Genomic DNA, 4,597 nt, shown 5'->3' with positions numbered 1-4,597 from the left:
GAATTTCGGAAAGAAATATCAAATTTGATTTTTCAAAAAAAATATTAGTTAAGAAATCTGAAATAATTGAAGCAGAATTTTTTGTAGATGCAATTGAGAAGGAACAAAATATCTGGAAGAATCATCCGAATGTGATAACCGAAATTTCTGTGAACGGGAAAAAATCGTCTTTCAAAGTGGGAATCGAACCAAAATTTCCGGCAAAGATTAAGTTATCTAAAAAAAGTGGGATTTGTTTCAAAAATACTGAATCGGAGATGTTTCTCGATATTGAGAATTGCTTTGATGAAGATGCAACTTTCAGTTTTGAAATTCCCGAAACTGATATTGTCGGATTCTCCAAAAAGAAATTTGAAATCGCTCTCAAATCAAAAGAGAAGATGTCGATTCCAATTAAATATATTCTGCATAAAGGTTGTGTTTATGCGCATGAAATCGAGGTGAAAGTCGCAAAGCAAAACTGTGAACTGTTTTTCAAACGAAAACTGGAATCGACTTTTTATACTCACACAGATATGTTTTACGGCAAAACGATGAAATTTCATATCATTGCCAACGGAAAATATGTTCTGGGTATTCGGTATTCCGACTTTATAAATCGCGTTTTTATATGGGATGCAATCACGCCTGGAAGAATCACGATGCAATTTCCCAAACTTGGAAAGCCTTATCATGATGAATTCAACAAGAAGCAGTATGACAAGGTCGAGTATTCGTCGGAAGGTTCAATTTCCCGCTTTGTGATTTTTTATTCTTCTGAAAAATTTAAAGATGTGAAGTTTAAAATCTGCTTTGAATTGTATCCAAACGGAATGCTGAAAAGATGGATGGAATTTGAGTTTAACGGCAAAAAACAGATGCAGAAAAATCTCGAATTCAAATACAATATCGGAATTCCTCTCGTTCATACAATCTTACCTTATGAAGGAAAACTGGTGGAAACAAAATCCGATATTATGAATGGAGCAATGAATTGGAATTGGGAGAAAATCACTGAACCATGGTTGTTCTCAAAGTTGGAACAGGCAACTTTCGGCTTGGTTTGGAATGAAAAAAGTCCGCTTCATTTGGGAGATTGGGAGCAATTTTTTGAGATAAAACTTGGTAAATTGAAATCGGGAGAAAAAGTCACAACTGAACCGGTTTATTTTACTTTAAATACTTTCCAGAACTTTCAAGATTTACGGGAATTTGCCAGACAGAAACATCTGAAAAAGGAAAGAATACTGGATAGTTTTCATTTTGAGATAAACAAGGGTAATCCGTTTGTGAAAGATAAAATCCGCTTTTCTATCAGAGAATTTAAGAAAAAAAATCCCAAAGGAAATATCGAGATTTCTTCAAAAAATGAAATTTTCTCAAAAGTTAAAGGAAAATTCAGGGAAGATAAAAGTGAAGAAATCAATCTGGAAACAAAGATCACAAAGCAGGTTGGTTTTGATATTGCTGAAATGAAAGCGAATTTGAATTACCTGAAATTCAGTAAAAAAAAGGCGTGTTTTCCGATCGGGAAAGGGAAAGTCGATTATTCCAAAAATGAAGATATTCATTCGGTCAGCAACGGAATCATTTCTTTGAAAGCATCTGATAAATTCGGACCGGTTTTGTTTTCAATGTTATACAACGGAACTGAATGGCTGGATTCTTCTTATCCAAAAACTAAAGCAAAATCCTGGTGGAATCCCTGGTTCGGCGGGATTTACCTGATTTCGGAAAGGTTGAATGAGAAGGCTTTACTCAAAGAAAAGTATCGAGTTCAGTTTGTGGAAAAATCTGATATTTTGGGGAATGATTGGCAGGGCATAAATATCGAATATGAATTTGAGAAGAATGAGAAATTTAAAGGTCTGAAAGTAAAACAATATTTTTTGCTTCTGCCGGATGTTCCGGTGATGTTCTGCATTTCCGAGATATTTCAAAATACGGGGGAATACATTTCTCACGAGCCGTTTGAAATAGCCTGTTTCCTGAAACCTGATGAAAATTTGAAGAATTCTTCCTTTATAAATAACTCCGGAGCAAGTTCCGGAACAGAAATTTTCGGAGGAAAAAAACAATACAATGTAACAACGAAAAAGAGTGCGATTTTTCGAGGTCAAAATCGTTCGGAAATTCTACAAATCAAAACTTTTTCCGAAAACAGGAAAAATTCGATGTATCTTGATACAAAAATTATATCCACCTGGATGGATGAAAAAATCAACTGTAGAGATAGAGAAACTAAATTTTTGAATCCCTGTTTTTTCATTTTTTCGGAAAAGGAAATCGAGGATGAATTGCTGGTTGATCTCGAAAATGTTCGGTTCGAGTAACACCTTGCGAAGGTTGTGAAACTTCCTGCTTCTCTCGACCTTCGCAATGGTTGGATTGGAATCGAGGTTGTCAACTTAAGTCAAGATTCGGCTAAAGCCGAACTTAACTCAAGTTTATTTCGTGAAAATTCGTGTTAATTCGTGGTTTCAAAAAGAAGGAAAAAATGACAAAAAAACTATTAATCATCAACGGAACTCTCGGAGTGGGAAAAACAGCAGTCTGCGAAAAATTGTATAAAAAACTCGAAAACAGCATCTGGCTCGATGGAGATTGGTGCTGGATGATGAATCCATTCAAAGTGACGGAAGAAAACAAGAGGATGGTTGAGGATAATATCACTCATCTTCTAAAAAATTTCCTGAAAAATCCAACCTTTGAGTATGTGATCTTCAGTTGGATAATCCATCAGGAATATATTTATAAGATTTTATTGAATAAACTCCAGTCAACCAATTTCGAATTGAAGAAAATCACCTTGATGTGTTCAGAAAATGAACTTCTAAAGAGAATGAAAAGAGGTAAAAGAAGTGATGAAGAAATCAGGAAAAGTATCGAATATCTGAAATCATATCCGGAACATGATTCAATCAAAATTGAGACTTCAGATATTTCAGTAGATGAAACTGTTGAGATGGTTTTAGATGTTTTGTAACTCAAACAATTTTGTTTGAGAGAGTAACTCAATCATCCTGATTGAGATTTTGGAATAAAATATCTGTAATATTTTAAAATGGGAAACGACTTTGTCGTTTAGCAATAACACGGTTATTGCACTCCAAAAAAAAGTAAGTAATGGGGACGAAGTCTATCCAGTATCAAAATAAAATAATTGAAAAAGCGAAATTTAGCAGGAATTTATTTCGTGAATTGTCTTTAATTGAAGGAGGATAATATGCTTAAAAATAGTCAAACAAAACTTTCAGGAAATCTTTGGAAAAAAAGAAATGTAATATCATTACTGTCATTTCTATTTTTCTTTAGTCTTTCAGCGACAATAATCAATGTTCCGGCAGAGCAACCGACAATTCAATCAGCGATTAATATTTCAGTAAATGGTGATACAATTTTAGTCCAGCCCGGAACTTATCAGGAGATCATCGATTATGTCGGAAAAAACATTACTATCGCTTCATTATTCTTGACGACTCAAGATACGACCTTCATTTCTCAAACCATAATCGATGGGAATCAGAGCGGTTGTGTTGTTACTTTCGAGAATGATGAAAATCTAACAGCGGTTTTATCCGGATTTACGATTACCAACGGTTCGGGTGAATGGGGCGGAGGAATTCGCTGTTTGAGTGCTGAACCGACCATTTCCGATGTGATTGTTGAAAACAACTTTGCAATTCATAATGGAGGAGGTTTTTATTTGGAAATGTCCGATTCAATTTTACGGAATGCTGTATTAAGAAATAATTCTGCTCACGGTGGCGGAGGAATTTTCTGCTGGATTTCAGATCCTGATATTCGGAATGTAAATATTTCTAATAATTCAACTACTTTAGACGGTGGCGGAGTTTATTTAGCAGATGCATCCGATCCTGTTCTGATCAATGTGATAATCACAGGAAATTCCGCTTATGAAGATGGCGGCGGTATTTATTGCGGAACAAATTGCAGTCCGATCCTGAAAAATTGTATCATCGCTAATAATTTCGTTCATACCGGAAGAGGTGGTAGTATTATGTTTTATTCCAATACGGAAATAGATTTGGAGAATATTTTGATCAGCGGAAATTCGGCAAATACCGGCGGTGGGATTTACAGTTATTATTCTTATCCAAATTTTATGAATTGTATTCTCCGGAATGATTCGCCGGAAGAGATCGTTGTTTTAAATGGAGATTTGGAAATATTTTATTCGGATATTCAAGGAGATTGGGAAGGAGAAGGAAATCTGGATATTGATCCGCTATTCGATGAAGAACTTTTCACTTTACTGCCTGATTCTCCTTGCATCGATGCCGGAAATCCTGACCAGATTTATAACGATCCGGAAGATCCGTATAATTTCGGATTTGCTCTTTTCCCTGCAATGGGGACTATCCAAAATGATATGGGAGCATTCGGCGGACCTAATACTTTCAATTGGATTCCTCCGGTTTCTACCGACGATGAAATCGTTATAATTCCAACTTTATCGCATCTCATCCAAAATTATCCGAATCCCTTCAATCCGACGACAACGATACCTTTTTTTATTGCAGATGATACACGGAACGCAGAGATAAATATCTACAACATCAAAGGACAAAAAATCAAAGGATTTTCGATTAACGAT

The 4,597-nt window shown here is 35.3% G+C and carries 2 protein-coding genes; both read left to right on the top strand.

The annotated features are described in order from the left end of the window. Positions 1–2,476: 2,476 nt before the first annotated feature. Entirely contained in the window at positions 2,477–2,965 is a 489-nt protein-coding gene (locus ENL20_10330; protein HHE38953.1) for a nucleotide kinase, read from the top strand. A gap of 240 nt (positions 2,966–3,205) precedes the next feature. Continuing rightward, positions 3,206–4,597 (top strand): hypothetical protein (locus ENL20_10325; GenBank protein ID HHE38952.1); only part of this gene is annotated, 1,392 nt, incomplete at its 3' end.

Source organism: Candidatus Cloacimonadota bacterium, assembly GCA_011372345.1.
In the GTDB taxonomy this organism is placed as follows: Bacteria; Cloacimonadota; Cloacimonadia; order Cloacimonadales; family TCS61; genus DRTC01.
The sequence above is the reverse complement of the archived record's forward strand: the minus strand, read 5'-3'. Positions and strand labels throughout refer to the sequence as shown.